The organism is Microbacterium sp. (assembly GCF_049661145.1).
In the GTDB taxonomy this organism is placed as follows: domain Bacteria; phylum Actinomycetota; class Actinomycetes; order Actinomycetales; family Microbacteriaceae; genus Microbacterium.
In genome coordinates, this window is record NZ_JBASZT010000363.1 from 1 (window position 1) to 1,806 (window position 1,806).

2 protein-coding genes are annotated in these 1,806 nt (G+C 70.7%); one reads left to right on the forward strand and one right to left on the reverse strand.

From position 1 onward, the window contains the following. Positions 1-373, reverse strand: a 373-nt coding sequence (locus tag WBP48_RS14995) for a TetR/AcrR family transcriptional regulator (RefSeq protein WP_424441557.1), incomplete at its 3' end; no start/stop codon positions are given. 66 nt (positions 374-439) lie between these two features. Between WBP48_RS14995 and WBP48_RS15000 the strand changes: the two genes are divergently transcribed. Beyond that, on the forward strand, positions 440-1,806 hold a 1,367-nt coding region (locus WBP48_RS15000), incomplete at its 3' end, for an MFS transporter (RefSeq protein ID WP_424441558.1).

Below are 1,806 nucleotides of genomic sequence, written 5' to 3' on the forward strand. Positions count from 1 at the left end.
CCGCGCATCGCGCTCGCGCGCGGCGCAGGGCTTCGGCGGCGTCGGCGCGCCCGCTTTGAGCCAACCGTGCCACCGCCACGAGCGCCCGGTCGAGTGGGTCGTCGTCCATCACGGAGGTGCGCAGAAAGTACGCGACCGGGCCGTCGGGGGACGAGGACATCGCCGCGACGTCGTCGTCCACGATGGCGGCCAGACGGTCGAGCAGCGCCCGCTCAAGCGCGTCCTTCGAGGCGAAGTGGTACAGCAGCCCGCCCTTGGACACGCCGGCCGCGCGGGCCACGGCATCCATTGTGGCGCCGCGTTCCCCGTCCGTGATCAACGCCGCCTCGAAGGCGTCGAGGACGCTCTCGCGGGCGCGGGGAGGGCGGGGCATGACTCCATCCTCTCGCGTCAGGCCCAGGAGGATCTGTTACTATACCGGCTGGACGGTATAGAAATCATGACATTGACAGAAGAACTCGCCCTGGCCGATGCGGAAGCACAGCGTGTGGGCTGGCGGGGCTGGGTGGCCCTGGTCGTGCTCATGCTGCCGGTGCTGCTCGTCTCGGTGGACAACACGGTGCTGAGCTTCGCGCTGCCCGACATCTCGCTGAGCCTGCAGCCCTCCAGCGCCGAGCAACTATGGATCATCGACGCCTACCCGCTCGTGCTCGCGGGGCTCCTCGTGACGATGGGTACGCTCGGCGACCGCTTCGGGCGGCGGCGGATGCTGCTGATCGGCGCGACTGGCTTCGCCGGCGTGTCCGTGCTCGCGGCCTTCGCGCAGAGCGCGGCCTGGCTGATCGCCGCGCGCGCCGGCATGGGCGTGTTCGGCGCGATGCTCATGCCGTCGACGCTGTCACTGCTGCGGTCGATCTTCACCGACCGCGACCAGCGGCGTCTCGCGATCGCGGTGTGGGCATCGATGTTCTCGGCGGGTGCCGCGCTCGGGCCCATCGTGGGCGGCATACTGCTCGAGCACTTCCCGTGGGGCGCGGTGTTCCTGTTGTCGGTGCCGGTCCTGGTGCCGCTGCTCGTGCTCGCCCCGCTCCTCGTGCCGGAGAGCCGCGACCCCCGCTCGGGCAGGATCGACCCGCTCTCGATCGCGCTGTCGATGCTGACGATGGTCCCGCTCGTCGCTGCCATCAAACACGTCGCCGTGCACGGGTTCGGCCCGACGCCGCTCCTGCTGGCCGTGCTCGGCGCGGGCTTCGGAGTCGCGTTCGTGCGTCGCCAGCTGGCTGCCGAGCGGCCGATGCTCGACATGCGCCTGTTCTCGTGCGGCACCTTCAGCGGAGCGCTGCTGGTGAACCTGCTGAGCGTCGTTGCACTGGTCGGATTCTTGTACTTCGTCGCTCAGCATCTGCAGCTGATCATCGGCCTGTCGCCCATGAACGCCGGCCTCGCGCTCGTCCCCGGCATGACCGCGATGATCGTTGCGGGACTGCTCGTGGTGCCGATCGCGCGTCGCCGGTCACCGCGGGTCGTCGTCCCGGTCGCGCTGTCGTTCTCGATCGTGGCGTACCTGTTGGTGCCGCTGGCCGTCGGCGACGGTGCGCTGGCGCTGCTCGTCGGTGCCTTCACACTGCTGGGCATCGGGATCGGCGCCGCCGAGACGGTCTCGAACGACCTCATCCTCGCGAGCGCCCCGCCTTCCAAGGCCGGCGCGGCGAGCGCCGTGTCAGAGACCGCGTACGAGGTCGGGGCCGTCCTCGGCACGGCGGTGCTCGGCGGCATCCTCACCGCCGCCTACCGCACTGGCCTCGTGGTGCCGGTGGGTCTTCCCGGCGGGACGACCGGCCACGCCGCGACTGCCGCGCGCGAGAC